The organism is Alteromonas sp. PRIM-21, assembly GCF_027563165.1.
Lineage (GTDB): Bacteria > Pseudomonadota > Gammaproteobacteria > Enterobacterales > Alteromonadaceae > Alteromonas > Alteromonas macleodii_A.
Genome location: NZ_JADOEK010000001.1, coordinates 328,116 through 347,870, shown reverse-complemented (window position 1 = coordinate 347,870; position 19,755 = coordinate 328,116). Strand labels below are relative to the sequence as shown.

General features: G+C 45.3%; 12 protein-coding genes. 6 read left to right on the top strand and 6 right to left on the bottom strand.

Annotation, left to right across the window (positions count from 1 at the left end):
- Positions 1-67 precede the first annotated feature (67 nt).
- The 3 genes from IW644_RS01410 (at position 68) to IW644_RS01400 (ending at position 6,192) form a co-directional block, all read left to right on the top strand.
- Positions 68-1,882, top strand: a complete 1,815-nt coding sequence (locus tag IW644_RS01410; RefSeq protein WP_269916110.1) for an ABC transporter transmembrane domain-containing protein — start codon at positions 68-70, stop codon at positions 1,880-1,882.
- A 142-nt stretch (positions 1,883-2,024) separates the two neighbouring features.
- On the top strand, positions 2,025-3,083 hold the full coding sequence (locus IW644_RS01405; RefSeq protein WP_179982809.1) for an efflux RND transporter periplasmic adaptor subunit: 1,059 nt from the start codon (positions 2,025-2,027) through the stop codon (positions 3,081-3,083).
- Complete coding sequence (locus IW644_RS01400; protein ID WP_269916109.1) at positions 3,076-6,192, top strand: efflux RND transporter permease subunit; 3,117 nt, start codon at positions 3,076-3,078, stop codon at positions 6,190-6,192. Before IW644_RS01405 ends, IW644_RS01400 begins: the two co-directional genes overlap by 8 nt.
- A 266-nt stretch (positions 6,193-6,458) precedes the next feature.
- On the opposite strand, the gene IW644_RS01395 is transcribed toward IW644_RS01400, so the two are convergent.
- The 5 genes from IW644_RS01395 to IW644_RS01375 form a co-directional block, all read right to left on the bottom strand.
- Positions 6,459-7,787 carry an alpha/beta hydrolase gene (locus IW644_RS01395; RefSeq protein WP_269916108.1) on the bottom strand — a complete coding sequence of 443 codons (1,329 nt, stop codon included), beginning with the start codon at positions 7,785-7,787 and terminating at the stop codon, positions 6,459-6,461.
- A 34-nt stretch (positions 7,788-7,821) separates the two neighbouring features.
- A complete protein-coding gene (locus IW644_RS01390) occupies positions 7,822-8,214 on the bottom strand; it encodes a TerB family tellurite resistance protein (RefSeq protein WP_025254566.1) in 393 nt (130 codons plus the stop codon).
- Positions 8,215-8,676: 462 nt separating this feature from the next.
- The gene (locus IW644_RS01385; protein WP_269916107.1) at positions 8,677-9,894 is read right to left on the bottom strand and encodes a phosphoenolpyruvate carboxylase; all 1,218 of its coding nucleotides are present in this window, start codon (positions 9,892-9,894) and stop codon (positions 8,677-8,679) included.
- The gene (locus tag IW644_RS01380; RefSeq protein WP_269916106.1) at positions 9,891-10,526 is read right to left on the bottom strand and encodes a condensin complex protein MksE; all 636 of its coding nucleotides are present in this window, start codon (positions 10,524-10,526) and stop codon (positions 9,891-9,893) included. Before IW644_RS01380 ends, IW644_RS01385 begins: the two co-directional genes overlap by 4 nt.
- Complete coding sequence (locus tag IW644_RS01375) at positions 10,523-14,245, bottom strand: ATP-binding protein (protein ID WP_269916105.1); 3,723 nt, start codon at positions 14,243-14,245, stop codon at positions 10,523-10,525. Before IW644_RS01375 ends, IW644_RS01380 begins: the two co-directional genes overlap by 4 nt.
- A 350-nt stretch (positions 14,246-14,595) precedes the next feature.
- On the opposite strand from IW644_RS01375, the gene IW644_RS01370 reads away from it, so the two are divergent.
- The gene (locus IW644_RS01370) at positions 14,596-15,609 is read left to right on the top strand and encodes a hypothetical protein (protein ID WP_269916104.1); all 1,014 of its coding nucleotides are present in this window, start codon (positions 14,596-14,598) and stop codon (positions 15,607-15,609) included.
- Between the two features lie 121 nt (positions 15,610-15,730).
- Here the strand turns inward: IW644_RS01370 and ffh are convergent, their stop codons facing one another.
- The gene (ffh, locus tag IW644_RS01365) at positions 15,731-17,170 is read right to left on the bottom strand and encodes a signal recognition particle protein (protein ID WP_269916103.1); all 1,440 of its coding nucleotides are present in this window, start codon (positions 17,168-17,170) and stop codon (positions 15,731-15,733) included.
- Between the two features lie 309 nt (positions 17,171-17,479).
- On the opposite strand from ffh, the gene IW644_RS01360 reads away from it, so the two are divergent.
- Together IW644_RS01360 and IW644_RS01355 are read left to right on the top strand one after the other, a co-directional pair.
- Complete coding sequence (locus IW644_RS01360; protein ID WP_179982802.1) at positions 17,480-18,271, top strand: cytochrome C assembly family protein; 792 nt, start codon at positions 17,480-17,482, stop codon at positions 18,269-18,271.
- A 163-nt stretch (positions 18,272-18,434) separates the two neighbouring features.
- A complete protein-coding gene (locus IW644_RS01355; RefSeq protein ID WP_269916102.1) occupies positions 18,435-19,730 on the top strand; it encodes an HlyC/CorC family transporter in 1,296 nt (431 codons plus the stop codon).
- The last annotated feature ends 25 nt before the right edge of the window (positions 19,731-19,755 follow it).

Genomic DNA, 19,755 nt, shown 5'->3' with positions numbered 1-19,755 from the left:
ATCATCGATGTCAAATGGCGCTTTAAAAACAGCGCTATAAAGAAGTAATGCACGCAACGAGGTAATTTTGACGACACCGCTACCAACCGTATCAACAAAGCAAGTCTTACAGTGGATTGGCTCACATTTACTTCAATATAAAACGCGAGTTGTAGGCGCTGTCATTGCCCTTTTTACCGCAGCTATCGCATGGCTTCTACTTGGACAAGGCATTAAATACGCAATAGATAGCGGCTTTATCGAAAATGCTGCCGACACCTTAAACAAAGCTACGGTTATGGTGCTTGCTATAACTTTCATCGCCTGTTTGGCAACTTATGCGCGCTTTTACTTAATGACTTGGCTTGGCGAACGAGTTAGCGCTGACATTAGAAACCAAGTATATGCGCATCTTCTCTCGCTTCCGCCGTCATTTTTCGCAGAGCTTCGAACAGGAGAAGTAATATCTCGCTTTACCAGCGATACGACAATTATCCAAACCGTAGTGGGAATGAGCTTATCCATGACGCTGCGTTCTATTGTTACTTTCGTAGGTGCATTGGCGTTAATGACCTTTTCAAGCCCACTGCTGACGTTTTGTGTAATTGTTGCCGTGCCGGCAGTACTCGTTCCAATTAAAGTACTCGCGCCCCAAGTTCGTCGTTATGCAAAAGCAAGCCAAGATAAAGTGGCAGACCTAGGCGCGCGTATTGATGAAAGTTTACATGAAATAATGACCGTACAAGCTTACACCGCTGAAAATGCTGAGCGCCTGCATTTTTCTAGAAAAGTTGAGCTTGCCATGGACGTAGCCAAAAAGCGTATTCATTACCGTTCATTGTTGATTGGCTGCATTATGTGTATCAGCATGACAGCTATTATTTTTATTGCCTGGGTAGGTGCAAGGCAGGTACTCGATGGAACTATGACAGTAGGCGAGCTTTCTGCCTTTCTTTTCTATGCCGTTATGGCTGGCGGCAGTGTGGCTACTATTAGTGAAGTCATCGGCGAAGTACAGCGTGGTGTGGGGGCAAGCGAGCGTTTATACGAACTATTTACTACTGAGTCAGCTATTAAACCTGTATCAGATGAGGCGAACAAAATTACCGAGCCTAAGCACGCAGTAGAATCTAACGTCAAAGAGGTTGAAAATAAAGTTTCAATTTCCAAGGCTGCCCCTCGAATTCAGTTGGACAAAGTTACCTTTGCATATCCAGATAGTAAACCTTTGTTCGATAACTTGAACATTGATATAAAAGCTGGAGAACGCCTTGCTTTAGTTGGCGCGAGTGGCGCAGGCAAAACCACCCTCTTTCAATTGCTAATGCGTTTTTACGACCCTAACAGCGGGCAAATTCTGTTTAACGGGATGCCGATTAATAAAATGCCTGTTGATGTTTTGAGGCGACATATTGCGATAGTCACTCAAGAGCCCGTGGTGTTTGCAGATACTGTGATGGAGAACATTCGTTATGGCAGTCCTGAAGCCTCCGATGAAGCCGTTGTAAATGCGGCAAAGCAAGCCTTTGCTCACGAATTTATTGATAGCCTTGATGAACGTTATAGCACTCAGTTAGGCGAAAGGGGCGTAAAGCTTTCTGGTGGGCAAAAACAGCGTATCGCTATAGCGCGCGCTATTTTAGCCGACCGGCCAATCTTACTTCTTGATGAAGCAACAAGCGCCCTTGATGCTATGAGTGAGCGTATGGTTCAGCAAGCCATTGATAGATTAATGGTAGGTAAAACAAGCATTGTCATTGCCCATCGTTTAGCCACGGTACAGCATGCAGACCGTATTATGGTCATGGATAAAGGTCAAGTTGTGGGAAGTGGCAATCACGCTACTTTGATGAAAAGCGATACCCTGTACAGGGAATACGCTGAACTGCAATTGCTTAGCTGAACCGCCTGTGGTGCTATACGGTACAAACAATTAGGTTAACCAATCGGCTATTAAACATCCGTTTTGGTCATACAAAAATAAAGGGTTTACCGCTCTCTACAGCGACGAGCAGAGTAAACTTAACTAACGCTACGGGTTTAAAATGAAATATTCAGTCTATGATGCATTAAAGACATGGACACGTCTTTGTGCTCTTTTTTTAGTGATGGTACCAACTGCGAACGCGCAGTTTATGGGAGATAGACAAGCGAAGCTTGTTGTGACCAAGCCCATTCAATTTATGAACGAAACACGAAAAGTAGAAGCTGTTGGCAGTGCTGAAGCCGTGCGCTCTATTGTGTTATACCCTGCCGTTTCTGATGAAGTAACAGAAATTAACTTCGTACCGGGCCAATCTGTGGAGAAAGGTAAGGTTCTGGTTCGCCTTGACGATAGACGACAACAAACTGCCTTGAAGCGCGCTAAGCTTACTTTAGAAGATGCCCAGCGTACGGTAGAGCGCTTAGCCTCAAGCTATAAACAAGGTGCAGTGCCCGTTAGCGAACTAGACCTAGCACGCACTCAGCGCGATCTTGCTGAGGTCGCATTAGAAGAAGCGAAAGCAGATTTAGAAGACAGACATATTGTCGCGCCTTTTGACGGCATTGTTGGTATTACTGACGTAGAGGTTGGGGACCGGATTAACGAACAAACGGTTATCACCACCCTCGATAATAGAAGCAAGCTTTTTATCAATTTCAAAGCTCCTGAAGCCGCCCTTCCTGTTTTGCTAAATGCACCGAGCGTCACACTTGAACCTTGGAGCGATAAAGAACAACTGGTGAAAGCCGAAATAGCGCAAGTCGATTCTCGTATTAATGAAGCTGACCGCACCCTTCGTGCACGCGCACTGTTAGATAACTCATCTGATAAATTCCGTCCGGGTATGAGTTTTAGGGTTAATTTGAGCATTGAAGGTGATCGCTACGCGGCCGTGCCTGAAGCCGCGTTACTGTGGGGAGCAACCGGTGCGTATATTTGGCTTGCTGAAGATGGGAAAGCCAAACGTGTGGATGTTAGTGTCCATCAGCGTTTAAGAGGAACTATCTTAGTATCCGGCGATATTGAAGAAGGCGACGCATTAATTTCAGAAGGTGTACAGCGCTTACGTACAGGCCAAGAAATTACTACTGAATTGGCCGGAGGGCCTCAAGGTGAGTGATCCAAATCTATCGTCTTCCGTCAGTGATCTTCCCTCACTCTCAATACGACGCCCAGTTTTAATTGTTGTTCTAAACCTGCTTATTGCCATTGCAGGCCTTGCCGCTTTAAGCGGGCTTGAGGTTCGAGAACTCCCCGATGTTGATACCCCTCGCGTTACGGTTACCGCGCAATTTCCCGGCGCTTCCCCTGAAACCGTAGATGCAGAAGTTACGGGTCGACTGGAAGGTGCAGTTGCCCGCGTTAGCGGTGTGAAAAACATATACGCGCAAAGCGAAGAAAACTCTGCACGCGTACGTGTAGAGTTTCGCCCTGGCGTCAACTTAGAAGATGCAGCCAATGAAGTGCGTGAATCAGTAAGTCGCGTACAGCGTCAACTTCCTGAGGACGTAGAGCAAGTGGCAATCATCCGCGCAGACAGCGATGCTCAAGCGGTAGTTAGCCTTGCTATTTCTAGTGATACCCTGGATATGGAAACACTCACCGAGCGCGTCGATACAGACGTAGCGCCTTTGTTTCTCAGCATTCCCGGTGTTGCGGACGTTACCTTAAACGGCGATAGAGAACGTGTCTTGCGCGTATCCGTTGACCCACTTCGCCTCACGAGCTTTAGTCTTTCCATGAGTGATATAGCCGACGCCTTATCGCTCGCGCCTTTTGATGTTCCGGCAGGCAGTATACAGTCGGCTGAACAGGCGCTTATTGTGCGCGCTGATGCAACGTCAGTCTCGGCAGAAGATGTTGGCAACATTGTTGTAAGTGGCGACATTCGCATTAATGATGTCGCCAGTGTTTATTTTGGCCCCGCCGATACCACCAGCGTGGTTCGCTTAGACGGCACACCAGTTATCGGTGTAGGTGTCATTCGACAAGCTAGCTCTAACACCATAGAAATTTCTGATGAAGTGCTAGCTATGGTCAAAGACCTAGACAAACGCTTCACCGACATGAATATCACGGTAACGGCTGACGACGCGGAATTTATTAGAGATTCTGTAAAAGAGGTTGTGATATCCCTTAGCCTTACCGTTGCTTTAGTTGTTGTGACGTTACTGGTATTTATTGGTTCTTGGCGTGCGACCATTGTTCCAGCGCTTTCTATTCCTGTATCGCTAGCAGGTGCTTTGGCAATTATTTGGGGCATGGGATTTTCAATTAACATCCTTACCCTGCTCGCCCTTGTTTTGGCCACGGGTATGATTGTGGACGATGCGATTGTTGTTTCTGAAAATATTCAGCGTCGCAGAAGTATGGGGTTAGGTGCTCGTGCTGCAGCCGTAATCGGCACACGTGAAGTGTTTTTTGCCGTAGTGGCAACCACCGCTGTGCTTGCTTCTGTATTTATACCTATCGCTTTCCTTCCCTCTACTGCAGGGCGTTTGTTTAGAGAGTTTGGTGGAGTATTAGCTGGTGCAGTCGTTATCTCTTCTTTTGTTGCGCTATCTTTGGTGCCTGCGCTTACCGCACGCCTTAAGGTGAAAGAGACAAAAAGCGGCGGCTTGTTTAGTAAAACCTTCGGACGCTTTGGTAATGCGTGCCTTGGTGTATATCAAGCTTCACTGCTAAAAGCCCTTAAGTATGGATGGGTAGTGGGCATACTTAGTCTAGCCGCTGGCGGTGGTGCTTATATATTGTCACAAAATATCGATAATGAGCTTTTGCCAAGCGAAGATAGAGGCACAATTCGGATATTTGCCCGCGGCCCTGATGGCGCTGGGCTGAACTTTATGGATAGACAAGCTGAAAAGATGGAAGAGCTGCTGCTACCTTATGTTGAAAACGGCACCATAGATTCGATTTACACCGTTGTTGGCTCTTGGGATCCGAACATTGTATTTATTACCGCACCGCTTAAGCATTGGGATGAACGGGATAAATCACTTCAAGATGTCGTAAACGAAATTCGCCCTAAACTACAGCAAATACCCGGTGCTCCTGGTAACGCCTTTGGTGGTAATAGCCTTAATTTGCGCGGTCAAGGTGGCGGTTTAGAAATTGCGCTCACCGGTGATACCTATGAAAACATTTTTCTAGCAGCGCAAAACTTTTCCCGTCAGCTTGAAGAAAAACTGCCTGAACTTGGCAGACCCAGAATTAGCTATGACCCTACTCAACCACAGATGCGCGTAAATATAGACCGCCGTCGTGCAGAGGAGCTGGGCGTGCCCCTTACCGACATCGCCAGTACGCTGCGCGCTGCCGTTAATGGCGATGACATCGCCGATTTAAACGTAGGCGACCAAGCTATTCCCATTATGCTGCAAACGAATAATCGCAGTACGCTAGACCCCTCAGAGCTTACCAGCCTGTATGTAAAAAGCGTTGATGGAAATTTAGTACCGCTTTCTAGTGTTGCATTTATTAGCGAAGAAGGCGTTGCTGCTGAACTAGAACGTCAAGCCCAGCGACGGGCCATCAAAGTGGAAATGGAACTGCCAGAAGATGTGGCACTTAGTGAGGTGGTAGATCAAATACGCACGCTAGCGCTAGATACTCTGCCCGATGGCGTTGGATTGGTCTTTTTAGGTGAAGCACAAACCTTTGAAGAAACGTCTAAGCAGGTTGCCCTCACCTATATCTTAGCGTTTGTTATTGTATTGCTTGTACTAGCTGCCCAATTTGAAAGTGTGAATAGCGCTGTTGTAGTTATGCTTACCGTGCCCTTTGGTATTGCTGCCGCGGTTTATGCGCTGTTTTTAACCGGCACTAGCATTAACATTTACTCGCAAATTGGATTAGTTATGTTAATTGGCCTACTTGCCAAAAATGCCATTCTACTGATTGAGTTTGCCGACCAGCTTCGCGATAAAGGTTATGATATCTATGATGCTATTGTTGAAGCAGGCAAAGTGCGTTTACGCCCCATTATGATGACCTTGGTATCTACAATTCTAGGTGGCCTGCCCTTGATTCTATCAACCGGAGCAGGTGCTGAAGCTCGTAATGCAATTGGTTGGGTAGTGTTTGGCGGACTGGGTATCGCGGTAGTATTTACTCTTTACCTTACGCCTGTACTTTACCTAGCACTAGCACGCTTCACCAAACCTCGTGCAGATGAAAGCGCTAAGCTTGAAAAAGAGATGGAAGAAGCTAACGCACAGCACTCTTAGAAAATTCCCGCTTAGGTAGGCGCAGTGCCTGTCTAAGCGATGTTTGAGGCGTGTATACTTGCTCAATCTGAGCATAACCCCTTTCCAAGCCGAGAATAGATAGTCGCTTTGCCATCCAGGGAGCGTTAAGAAATAAAAGAGACGCCTAAGCCACGGGCGTAGTAACAAACACAATTGTTATTACGCACTGGCTTAGGCGTTTTTAGTTGAAATGCTGCAGAAATACGAAAGACAAATAAATCGCGTTATGAGGACTAAACTTCTTACTAGGTCTTACAAAAAGCTTCAACCTTAGTCTTGCCAGTAAAGGCTAGCAGCTGTTCTACCATCCTATCGAAGTAAGGGTTATACGTGAGCCTTGCATATACTCTTTCTTCTTGATCACTGATAAGCTTAGTGTTCTCTATCTCTGGTTCAAAGCCCCAGGGGCCATACCATACTTCCTCCCCTGCTTTGCAGCGAGCTTCAGCATCACTTCCTTGTCCGTTGTCACAAATGCGAAACCTACTTTCCTTTCCATACAAGGTGTTATGTTCAGAAAAAAGTGTACTCATATGAGAAGCTGCACTAATTCGTTTCTCGGGTAAGTTCATGGTTTGCATAATGAGTGTATTATCAGGCACTTCAGGCTTATTATCGCCCTGCCACAATAGACACTTACGCGGATGAGTGAAATTGTCTTCGAATTGTTCAGCAATATTTTTGGTATCAACCACGCTGTCTTTTTCGGCCACCACCATTAGCACAGGAAGGTTCAAAGTTCGCTTTGCTTCTGATTGAGAAAACAACTCTTGAAGCACGTTTACGCTTTCCTGATAGGCAGCGAACCCTGGCATAGCGGTAGAATTATAGCGACTTGGATTGTCTTCCTCTTCTACATTCGGCCAAGGAAACAATGAATCGATATAAGGGGCCAAACGGGACACAAAAAAGCGTGACTTGAAGGCCGGTGAAAAATGCATTAGACCCTTAATATCGAGCTCTTCAGCCATAGAAAAACTTGCAATAGTGGTTAAATTTGCCCCTGTTGAGAAGCCCCCAATGTAGAGATTATCTACTTCTTCAGAAAACAGCTTTATGTGGTGATTGGTTTCTGCCTGCCATTGTTCATAGTTAACGTTTAGCATGTCCCCTGGCTTTGAGCCATGCCCAGGTAACAAAATGGTTCTTACATGAATGCCTTCATTACACATGGCGTTTGCTACATCGCGAAAGAAATAAGGTGAATCGCCAAGGCCATGAACTAACAACACACCGATGTCGCGGTATTGTGTACCACATTCAAAAGGCATGTTCATGGCAATTTCTTGCGTTTTGTTGTCGGATATAAATGCCCTGTGCTTTAAAAGGTAGTCCTCAACATCTTTTAAATAATCGTCGAAGGGTTGCACACCAACTGGGAACGATTGGGTACTCGCCTTAAATTGAGACGCGCTAAATTGAGACGCACTTACTTGAGAGCTGGGGGATGTATAGCACCCACTCAACATGAATAGCAAGAGAGAAGCAGCACATAAAAATGCTGCTTTCATTGAGTGTTCTTGTATTTCTGGACGCACTTTGGGGCGCGTTAGCTGGCGTAACTTTTTTCGCATTAGTTAGAAAGACACCTACGATGCTTTAAAGCAATTATTGTAATGTATCTTTACCTGAAACTAATGCCTTGGCGAGTAATTTATGAGTAAGTAATGATAGAAGCTCGGTTTCTTCTTCACTTCGCTCACCATCTACACCGGTAATCGCCATAGCCACCTCTAACGTTTTGTCTGCGTCAAACGATAGGTCATTTTTGAGGCTTTTTAAGAAAGTGACAGTATCGCCAGTATCAATGGCCTTTCGGGCTTGATAAATAGTGTCGTTTAGAAATGCTTCGCGACAGATTGGGCTTTGCCAATCTAACGATTCAACCATAGCATTCAGGTAGTCTTGTTCAGTCAATGTTACCATTCCATCGACTTGATAAAGTAAAACTGAAAGCTTGATAAGGGCTTGGTTAAAACTTTGTTGTTCTGATAATTGCATAACTCTCTTCCTCTTCGTACTGTACGCAGCAGTACCACAACATGCTCTGCATCCTAGCAGTAGCGAAAATTTTCTGTGCCTACATCGAGCTATTAAACATCGAAAGCATTGAAGCGCTTATTGACTGCTTTTAAGACCTGCCAACCTTTACTTTGGTTCCAAAGGCTACAGGACTAACAACATAGACCGCTCGATTGACGGTAACATTACGCAGCGATGAAGCTTTTAGTTCACAATGTTAAATAAGTGTAAACACCTATTGCATTATAGGACTTTTTTGACAGGTTCCAAGTGGTAGTCATCGCAAAATACGAAAGACTTTTGTGGAGTATTGAATTGAACGAATATTGAAGTTGTTTCTTATTCTCTGCAAATCACAGCTAAACAAAAAGTCTGGCACGCTCTTGATTTGCGAGGGCCAGACTTAATTCGACGAGATTTAGGTGCGCACAAAATTCGGCATCAACGCAGGCCCAACGTAATGTCATTTATATAGAAGTTACCTGTATAGATTTTATCGTTATTACCGTGAGATTCTAATGCAAAAAACTGCTTATCTTCATCGTTTAGGGCTTGATACCCACCAATTACCTGATAAATCCATACCTCAGGATCAAAGTCTAACGCGTGCTCTTCAAAATAATCCAGTGCCGTTTTAGGCTGGCCTGAATCAATCACCTCACAGAAATAGGCTTCAACTGCCTGCTGAAGGGGATCTTTTTCTAGCGACAGAGTGGATTGCTCGGTCACATCAATGTCAACAGGCTTAGTATCTTCGTGCTGAGACTGACGTTTGTGTACATGGGTCAACGACGCTACAATATTTTGATAATCAGCTTCATGCTCAACGTTATTCACATCAGGCGCTGCATTGGCAATAATCGAATCTGATTGATTAAACAATACGGGCACGTTGGTCAGATTAGCATAGTTACCCGGCGCAAAATCAGGCTGCTGCTCCATGTGCAGCAAAAACCCTTTAAGTAACCGGGTACGACCTTGAAACTCTCTAAACCGGCCTAACAAGTCTAACAAACGCGCTTGCACAACAGATAACTCTTGTGCGGCTTTAGAAAAGCGCTGCTGGAGCGATACTACCAATAAATGGCGTAGTTCTCGGTTGGACCCAGCCAGTTCACTTAACTCATCGAAACGAAAACATTCAAGCTGAGCGAGCAAATCCGTTACCTGCCCCTGCGCTAACTCGTTTTCGCGAATTTTAGCTTCCACCGACGACACATAACCGAATTCATTGTTAATACGGCCGAACATCACACGTACACTGTTACTTAGTGATTCTGAAAGCTGATAGACGTGCTCTGTTAAATCCCCCATGTGGGCTGCTGCTTCATTATATTTATTGTAGTGAAGCGCTTCTTTATAATGCTCGGTTAACGTTTTAAGACTAGCCAGCGACGCACCAATATTCGCATTAATTGTACGGTTACGCTCGTCTTGCAAGCTTCCTTCTAGAAGCGTTCTTACTGCACTTTTTAAGCGCAACTCACTTTGCGCTTCGGGACGCCATAAGACTCCCAATTGAACGAGTTGCTCCAATACCTTTGGACTGTGGTCGCGCTCTTTCACTGAACCATTAACATACGCCTGCATAATAAGGTCGCTGTGACGCCCAAGAGCATTTAATAGTTTGGTCCCCGCCTGAATTAAAACCTGGCTCATATCAAGCTACCTTGCGAAATAGCGGCCTCCGCCTGCTCAGATAAACTCAGCGCTTCGGTTTCGTCGATAAAACGCAGCATTTCGTAGAGGTGCTCTATTTTACCTGTGCCCAAATAGATTTGTTTATCCGGGTTAGGTTTAATCAGGTAACCCATTTCTGTTAAGCGTTTAAAAACCTGCTTTAGCTGTCCATCTAAGTTCACACTGGTAGAGCCAAACATACGATAGCGCGAAATTTTCTCAAGTTGCTCTGCATAGGCCGGCGTGTCTTCAATAGTTGTTTGCAGCTCGTTCAAACGAATAGCGCTGCCCATGGTAATTGGCATGTCAGATTCGTTGGCTTGCTGAACTAGCAGCAACCACTCTACCAAAGGCACCAGGTTAGATGCTGTATCTTGGAGCTGCTGTGTAAGCACTTTACGTTCGTTTTCACCTATGGTGAGAAAGCTAGCAAAGAAAACGTCACCTTCTGCGGTAGTTGAGAGTGTGCGGTTCAGCAACGCTAAGTGAGGTTCTAACTGAGCAGCGTTATCTCTTGATTTAAGAAAACGCCATGCCTCTTCATCGGTCACCTGACAAATAAACGCGCCTTGTAAAAGTGCACTCAGTACACGGCCTTGTTCTGTCATCATGCTGATGTCTCCTTGCCTGCTACTTCACTGTTCTTTTCTGCTTCTTTTTTTAGTTTTATGCGTGCGCCTATCGAACTTGCTTTCGGTTGAACTACCTGCAATTGGCGAGTCACTTTATCTATCAAGTAGCGGTTTTCAAATAGCGTCAATACTTCCGATTCTGGATTCGGGAATGCACCCACTACACTGATGTTATTGTTTTGACAGGCTTCAAAAATTTTCTTCACATTGTTTTGGTGAAGTGTACCTAATTCATCAATAGGCCAATGCACGGTAGCGTCTGCATCGCCTCGTAGAAGACGGGTAAAGGCAAGTAAGAATTTACACAAGATAAGGTAGGCCATACCGTGGCTTGATGATTCGTTAAGCTGGCGGTCGGTACGAATCACAAGGTCGCTGTTCCCCTCACGTAGGTGAAGCTCGATATCAAGTAGCTTGCTGATGCCTCCCGTAAGCGCTGCACGGCCAAGAATATCCAATACGCGGCGCATACTCTGCCCGTACTCTTCTTCCGGCAGCTCGTTTGCTCCCTCTTCCATCCAGTGTTCATAAAGCTTTCTGAATTGCTCAAGTTCAGGCCAAAATTCAAGTTCGCTTATACGTGAACGAATTTTAACGGCAGAATCTGATACACCATCAAGGGAAAGGTCGCCGTCCACTTCTTGAGTAATGCGGCGGCTTTGCGACACAATGCGTTTGTCGATATCGGCAAGTACAAAATAGTATTGCGAAAGATCAGCACCGAATATACGGCCTTGTTCTCGCAAGCCTTGCAGCTTTTGCGGCACAATCACATTCAGAAGCTGTGCAAGGTGTGACACCATGCGACGGTGGTCAAAACTCTTCACGCCATGGGCATTGAGCGTAGCGCACTCTTCACGGGCGCGCTCCCAGGTGTCAGATAGACCTGTACCTGCTTGCGCTGCTATAAGCTGATCGAACCTTTCCACATAAGCTCGTACATCGCTCAATAAGTTTTCGCGTTCCTGAAGCTGACTTTGTACCTCTGAGATACGTTGACCAATACTGACATCATCATGCTTAATCTCTGCTGTTTCGTCTCCAGCCTGAAGAGTCAGCTTAGCTAACGACTTACTTAACGTTTTAACTTGCTCTAAATGTTCACTGGCAGTTTTAAGGGTACTTTCAAGCTGCGCGTGCTGTTCTTGAAGCTGCTCACGATTAGCTTTATAAGTTGCCTGTTTACTTGCCAAGTCACGCTCCGACTCACCCAAGAGCTTACGTGACTTCGACAGCCCTTCCTGCCATATCACTTTTTGCTTAGTAAATACGTTAGTGTACCAACGTTCGTAGTCAGCTACTTTGTGACGATGAGTTTCAGTGCGTGTAATATCTTCTTTGAGCTTATTAATTTGCTTTTTAAGCTGACCTATCTCATCAACATCCACACCGCGATTGCTCAATTCGCTCTCTAGCCAATCTTGCATATCTTTGCGATCTTGAGCAGCACTGTCCTTCGCTTTTCGCATATCGCTATCAAGCTGAGAAATACGCGCTTCGCTATCAGCGATAAGCTGCTGCCAGTGAAACTTGTGCTCGGTTTCTGCTTCTCGCTGCTGATCTTTAATTTCGTCTCGGCTAAGCTCGAACTGAGCTTTTGCTTGCTTTTGAGACTGCTGATTCGCTTCTAGCTTAGTCTTAGCTTTTTGCTTACGTGCAGAAAGCGCTTGTTGGTATTCACTAAGCACTGTATCGCGGTCTTGCTGTGCCCGCTTGCGACTGGCTTCCGCGCTCTTAACTGCGTTGTCTTTCTGAGTAACCACGAGTTCTGCATTGCGCACGTCTTCGTTAGCTTTTGCTAAACGCTGTTCACATTCGTTTTGCGCTGCAAGGGCGGCAGCCTGACGTATTTCAGCTTCTTGCAATTGCTGCTTAAGTGCTTGTTCAGTGAAGGCGTAGTCAGGGGTATCTAGTTCAGTGAGCGCTAACTTAACACCCATGAAGGTATCGCCGGCGCTTTCGGAACCCTTTGCCATAACAGGGGCTAAATCTGCGCGCTCGAGTAACTCAGGGCGAATAACTTTACCTAAGGACAACTCCCAGTCGTCCATATTGGCACGCAAGAACTCAAGTAACGAACCTTCCCCTGGGTACAGCAGCGCGTTAATTTTATTAACCGCTTTTTCTTCTTGTTGAAACGCGTTGCGTGCTTTGTCTAACGCATTTGAACATTCTTTACGATACTCGACCGATTTAGCGTGTGCCTGTTGAGCTTGTCGCAGTTCACCGCGCGCAGAGTCTTCATTAATAGATGCTTCTTTGATGGCTGCATCAAGAATATCTAGCTGAGACTGCTCAAACTCGTTATAGCCTGCGTTGCTAAGTGAGGCTTTAAGCTCCGCCTCCGCTACTTTCAGCTCATTTAAACTATTCTGGTAATTCTGCTGCAGCGTGCTTAGCTGGCCGTTGTAATCGCTTTGGATGCGACTTAACGCTTCACGTTCACTCTGCTGTTGCTCAGCTTTGTTTTCCGCAGCTTCTTGTCGAGCTGCTGACATTTCTTCTAAGGTAATTGAAAGCTTTTCACCTAGCTCAGCTAAGCGCTTATTGTAGGCTGACTCAATGTCCTGATGCTTTTCTGTCAGCAAAATGTAACGGCTGTCGGCCATGGCTTTTTCATTCTGCCATTGCGCTAGGTTTGCAACATCTTCTTTAAGCTGCTCAATATTTTCGTCTTGCCACTTATCGAATTCACGCTCTACCGTATCTAGTTCGCTAGTAAACTTCTCAACATCAGCACGGGCAGAGGAAATAACTTGGTTTAAGTGATCTCTAGTATCGCCCCATTCGCTATCAGTTTGCTTGCGCTGAAAATTGTTTTCATCAAGCTCGTTTTTTGTGGTTTCTACACGCGCAGCCAAGTAGGTCTTATCAAGCTCGAAGCTATGCTTCAGGTTAGCAAGCACTTGCTCTGTACTCGTTAAAGCCATATCCGCTTGCTCGAGTTTGGAAAACTCGGGGCGAATTTTGTCGAACTGTTTAATTAGATGACACTCTTTAATCCAGTCATCAACTCGATGACGGCTAAGGCCTGAAGTAGGTGGCGTAACGCCATCTTCTTCTAAAATAGCGGCAATCATGGCTTTAATAGTTTCCATTTTGCCTTCTTTCGAGTGAACCGCTTTAGCCAACTTCTCAATGTGGCGCATGTGTTTCGACGGTTCGCAAAGGCTAAAGATTTTAGCGTAGCCTAATAGCTCACGGGCATTGTTACTCTGGTTAAGCACACCGTGATCGTTTTGAATGATTGCACGGAAGTCTTTCGTATTAAGTAAGCTCGTAACCAATATGTTGTTGCGCTTCATGGCGCGTGCAAGCTCGGCGCTGCTTACACTGGCGTGCTTGCCGTTCTTTTGTTCTATTAAATAATCACTAATTTCAAACGGCTTGCCGATTAAACGGTAATTTACACCGGTACCATTTGAGCTTAAAACAGCTTGGCATAGGTCACCTTCAGCGCGTGTATATTCATAGATAATAAAGCTAGATAGACGCGGTAAATACCAGCGTTCAAAGCTGTCACGGGTCGCGGGTACCACTCGACTAGGGTATTCGCCGTAAAACACGGGAATAAGTCGCTGAAGTGTGGTTTTACCCGACGCGTTGGTACCACAAATATTGGTGTGTCCATCAAGCTTTAGTTCGACCACGCCTGGTAAATGCGTGTCGATAAGAATAATACGTTTTAAGCCTGCCATAGTGTTCCTGTATCAATAACTCTGCCGCGTGAATCCTCACACAGCACAAAATTGTGCCTGCTTTGATATACAAAAAAGCTGCATACCGACTAAAAGCCGAGCACGTGCGCACGATGTAGCCCGTCAGTGTATTATGAATTCACGATTTTGCACAGATGCGCAATGATTTGTTGGTTACAAAGCACGCTATGGCATCAAGATCGTTTCATATTTCTCTCTTTCGAGGCTTGCCCCGCTTCGAATTAAAAATAAAATTTCAATGATTTTTCTAACTAGATTAACTTTTGCACTTGCTGGTTAACCAATTTTAAAACATCTTATTAACCAATAAGAAACATTTGGCAAAAACCGTGTCTACAAACAACAAAAACGAAAACGCCCTACAAGAAACCCTAAAAGTACTTTTCTACTTCTTTTTAATTGCATTGGTGATAACAGCGGTATCGGCCTGTGGAAGTAGTTCTAAAAGTGATGCAACCTCTCAATCTGTACCTGATTCTCAAGGTGGTGGAGAAACGCCCACTGAAGAACAAGCAGAGTTTACCCTAGAGTCTGAAGTCATGTTGAGCGCCACGGGCGCTGCCAGCGCTAGCGAGACCTACGCATCAATAGAAAACGTGTTTGGAGAAGGCAGCATAGAAGCCCCCGACTTATTCGCTGGCGATCATACTTCTACGCCGCATATCTTAGAGGAAACCGATAGCGTTATAGGCCCCCACTTTGTGTTTTTAGCCCACCGAGATGACGACTTCAACAAAGGTGTTCAATCTGACCGTCAGCGCAACGAAATAAAGACTTATGATAAAAGCGATGACGAAGTACTCGGGTTCGAAGGGGAAACCATGCAATTTGAGTGGTTTTTCCATGTCGACAGCGATATGTCGTTAACCAGTAAATTTAGCCACTTCTTCCAGCTCAAGGCTCGAAACGACACTGAAGACAATAGTAATGGTAACGACGATCAGCCCGTTATTACCCTTTCTGCTGTGGAAAAAGACAGCTCTGGGAAAGAGCTACAAGTAAGACACAGCGTAGGGTTTAACTCTGACGGTTCTCGCACCAGCGATGTCTATTTGGTTCGAGCAAACTGGAGCGATATCGCCGATGAGTGGGTTAAGGTATTTGTGCAAGCAACCTTTGCCGAAGAAGGCAACTTCATCATGCAAATAACCCGCGTTCGTGACGACGCGACTATTGTAGATATCAACGAAACAGATATCGATATGTGGCGAGGTGTATCTGACGAGGACTTTATCCGCCCTAAGTGGGGTATCTACCGCTCTACCGCTGAAATAGATAAATTACGCCAGCAGGAAGAACGAGTGAAGTTTGCTGACTTCGTTATTAGAAAAGGTACGCTTTAATTTGCAATTAAAGGGTTTAGTACTCGGTGTGATTCAACGCATGAGAGTTTGCTTTAGCTAATAAAAAACCTCAATGCAATGCTGCAATTGAGGTTTTTAAATGTGCTTAGAATACTATGTATTAACGGGGTGGGAAGCCGCCGCCTCCGCCGAAGCCGCCCCCGCCAAATCCACCTGGGCCGCCCGGACCGCCAGGGCCTCCAAAGCCGCCACCACCCGGTGGCATCATGCCTTTCATTTGGCGCATCATTTTCTTCATGCCACCACCAGACATCTTCTTCATCATTTTCTGCATTTGCGTAAACTGTTTAAGCAAACGGTTTACGTCTTGAATTTGGGTTCCAGAGCCTGCTGCAATACGACGTTTGCGTGAACCTTTGATCATATCAGGGCGCGCACGTTCTGCCGGCGTCATTGAATTGATAATGGCTTCCATCTGGTTGAACTGCTTGTCGTTCGCCTGATCTTTGATTTTATCAGACATACCGCCCATGCCAGGCAGCTTATCAAGCATACCCATCATGCCGCCCATGTTTTTCATTTGCTCAAGCTGATCTTTAAAGTCTTGCAGATCGAAGCCTTTACCTTTCTGTACCTTTTTGGCCAGCTTTTCGGCTTTTGACTTATCAACTTTACGCTCAACCTCTTCGATAAGGCTAAGTACGTCACCCATGCCCAAGATACGAGACGCAACACGTTCAGGGTGGAAAGGCTCTAGTGCATCAACCTTTTCGCCCATACCGATAAACTTGATTGGCTTACCGGTAATGTGACGAACCGACAGCGCAGCACCGCCTCGAGCGTCACCGTCCGCTTTAGTAAGGATTACACCAGTTAGCGGAAGCGCATCGTTAAAGGCTTTTGCCGTATTCGCTGCATCTTGCCCCGTCATGGCGTCAACCACAAACAGGGTCTCAATAGGTTTAACGGCAGCGTGAAGCTCTTTAATTTCATCCATCATGTCGTTGTCGACGTGCAAACGACCTGCGGTATCCACTAATAGAACATCAAAGAAGTTCTTCTTAGCTTCGACAATGGCATCGTTAACGATATCAATCGGCTTCTGTAAAATCGTAGACGGATGGAAAGCAACATTTACTTCACCAGCAAGGGTTTCAAGCTGCTTGATAGCGGCTGGACGGTATACGTCGGCACTCACTACCATTACTTTCTTTTTCTCGCGCTCTGTTAAGTATTTGGCAAGTTTACCTACAGATGTGGTTTTACCCGCACCTTGTAGACCAGCCATTAGTACAACAGCTGGAGGCTGAGTTGCCAGGTTCAGCTTTTCATTTGCCTCCCCCATTACAGACTCTAGTTCAGACTGAACGATTTTAATGAATACTTGGCCAGGTTTAAGACTCTTGGTCACTTCTGTGCCAACAGCACGCTCTTTTACCTGTGCAACAAACGACTTTACTACTGGAAGCGCTACGTCGGCTTCAAGAAGTGCCATTCGCACTTCGCGTAGCGTTTCTTTAATATTGTCTTCAGTAAGACGCCCTTTACCGCTGACATTTCGTAATGTCTGGCCTAAGCGTTCTGATAAATTCTCAAACATAGTATGAAACTTCTTTTTATTTCAGACGTAATGCCCGCATTGTAACGTAAAAGCGAAGCGTAACGTACCCACAATTGCGGTTAAATTTTTAAACTTTTGCGCAGGTATCTTTTGTTTTTTTGTTGTCGTTCTCACACTCGGATACGCTGCAAAGGTAAATAGACCACAGATATGCGAGCTCCCTATACCCACACTAAAAGTGGGTGTGAAACAAACAAAATCAAGGAGATGGTTGAATTTACTTGCAAGTTGCAGTATCAATACCGACTCAGTCGGTGAAGACATCACCTACCTATTACAGGATGCATCATGAACACCCTTTTCGCCATTTCTGCTGCTTTACTCTACGCGTTGGCTGCGGCAGTACTTATTGGCAAATTCGTACATCAAGACGGCCCAAACAAACGTTTAGGTCTATCTATCGCTAGTGTAGGGGCAATCGCACATATCGCGTTTCTTACCAGCGCCATTATGGTTGCGCCAGGTCAGGATATGAGTGTAACCAACGTACTTTCTCTAGTGTCGTGGATAATCACCATCTCCATGCTCATTTTCGCCCGTGCTATTCCGAATCTAATTTTACTTCCTGTTGTATTCGGCTTTGCTAGCCTCACAGTGCTTGCATCACAGTTCATTCCCGTATCGTACATCATGCACATTGAACTGCAGCCCGGCTTAGTGATTCATATTAGCCTATCCTTGTTTGCATACTGTACCTTGGTCATTGCATTTTTGTATGCACTTCAAATGTCTTACATCACCTATAGGCTTAAACAGAAAGGTGCAGCGCTACTTCATTCATCTCTGCCTCCTCTAATGTTGGTGGAAAACATTTTGTTTAAACTGTTGCTTGCAGGCACCTGCTTATTAACGGTATCGCTTATCAGTGGGTTTGTTTTCTTAGAAGACATGTTTAACAAAACCTATGCACATAAAACAGTGCTTTCCGCTGCAGCGCTTGTGGTTTTTCTAATTCTTTTAATAGGCCAAAAACTCAGAGGTTGGCGAGGACGACAGGTTATTGTGATGACCGTGTTGGGTGTTACACTGTTATCTCTTGCCTATTTTGGTAGCAAATTAGTGCGCGAGTTCCTTCTTTAAATAAACGTATTTATAGCCGCCGAGTCTATCAAGCACATTGCTAGGCGGCTCCTACTTTACGCTAAACTTTCTAAGTATTTAGGGTGATATCAACAATTTCCCCTTGAAACTCATCCCTCAAATCAATACATTTGAAGCCTTAGTTTGTACAGGAAACCCTTAATTGGACGACATATCAACGAGTACGCTGTTTATCGCGCTCGGCGTACTCATATTACTATCTGCGTATTTCTCTAGTTCAGAAACAGGCATGATGTCGATAAACCGCTATCGACTCAAGCACTTGCAAGGAGAAGGCAACCGCTCGGCTATGCGTGTTGCAAAGCTTCTTGAACGACCAGACCGCCTAATCGGCCTCATCCTTATCGGTAACAACCTCGTTAACATAGCGGCTTCTTCGCTTGCCACCATACTCTGTATTCGCCTATTTGGTGATTATTGGGGGCTGTTCGCAGCAACCTTTGGCCTAACGCTAGTTCTTCTGATTTTTGCGGAGGTTACACCTAAAACCTTGGCGGCACTTTATCCTGAAAAGATAGCCTTCCCTAGTTCTATTATTCTGCTTCCATTACTCACTTTGCTTTACCCTTTTGTTGCAGCTATCAACGGTATAACTAACGGAATTCTTGCACTGCTAAAAATTAGCCCTTCAAATGGCAATGATGATTCATTGAGTAGAGAAGAGTTAAGAACCGTAGTGTTTGAAGCTGGCGCGATGATCCCTAAACGTCACCAAGACATGTTGGTTAGCATTCTGGATTTAGAAAGCGTCACTGCCGAAGATATCATGGTGCCCCGCGCTGAAATTTTTGCCATAGACATCAATGACGACTGGAAGAAAATTCAGAAAGCCTTAACCCATGCTCAGCACACCCGAGTGTTGTTATACCGTGATAGTGTCGATGATGCGGTAGGTTTTGTACACGTACGAGATGCTCTGCGGCTTTTATCAAAAGATCAGTTCACAAAATCAAGTCTGCTTCGCGCGGTACGGGAAATTTACTACACTCCTGAATCTACGCCACTGCATACGCTAATGTATAAGTTTCAAGCAGAAAAAGAGCGCATTGCCCTAGTGGTAGACGAATATGGCGATATCATGGGCCTAGTGACCCTGGAAGATATTTTAGAAGAAATTATCGGTGACTTTACCACCAGTATGGTTCCCGATCACAGTAAAGAAGCCCATGTGCAGCAAGATGGTTCGGTACTGGTTGACGGTAGTGCTAACGTGCGTGAATTGAACCGAGAGATGGACTGGAAATTACCAACTGAAGGACCTAAAACCCTTAACGGCCTATTGCTTGAATACCTTGAAGATATTCCGGAAAACAAGGTTAGTGTACGTTTGGCGGGTTATCCACTTGAAATAGTAGATATTTCAGAAAGCATGATAAAAACCGTCAGGATTATGCCGGAATATTATGTCGCACCTAACGAATCAAATAATGACCACTAAGCAATGTAGTGGTTATACCTTTGAC